This window comes from Streptomyces milbemycinicus (assembly GCF_002154605.1).
Taxonomy (GTDB): domain Bacteria; phylum Actinomycetota; class Actinomycetes; order Streptomycetales; family Streptomycetaceae; genus Streptomyces; species Streptomyces milbemycinicus.
This window is the reverse complement of record NZ_MUNE01001021.1, coordinates 1-515: the sequence shown is the minus strand read 5'-3', so window position 1 is coordinate 515 and position 515 is coordinate 1. Positions and strand designations below refer to the sequence as shown.

At 69.9% G+C, this 515-nt stretch carries 1 protein-coding gene; it reads right to left on the bottom strand.

Annotated elements, in window-relative coordinates:
* Positions 1–515, bottom strand: a 515-nt coding sequence (locus CCN51_RS50545) for a CDP-glycerol glycerophosphotransferase family protein (RefSeq protein ID WP_211303339.1), incomplete at both ends; no start/stop codon positions are given.

Here is a 515-nt window from a genome sequence, read left to right as displayed (position 1 = left end):
GACGACGATGGGGCGGTCGAGGTTGGCGTAGTCGAACATGATCGACGAGTAGTCGGTGAGCAGCGCGTCGGCGGCCAGGCACAGCTCCTCGACGCTTGCGTGCCCCGAGACGTCGATGACCCGTCCGCTGCCCGGACCGTCACCGGCGCCGTGCGCCCCGTAGAAGTAGTGCGGCCGCACCAGGAAGGTGAAGCCGGGGCCCAGCGCGCGGGCCATCCGCTCCAGGTCAAGACGTGGCAGATAGCCGCGCTGGTAGTCGCGGTGCGTGGGCGCGTACAGCACCGCCGTGCTGCCCTCCGGGACGCCGAGCCGCTTCCGCAGCCGCGCCACGTCCTCGGCGGTGGCGCGGTGGAAGACGTCGTTGCGCGGGAAGCCGAACTCGAGCGTGGCGTAGCCGGACGGATAGACCCGCTCCCACACCAGGGTGGAGTGGCGGTTGGCGGAGAGGCTGTAGTCCCAGCTGTCCACCCGCTCCAGCAGCTCATTGAAATCAGTGGAGCGGGTGGACAGCTGGG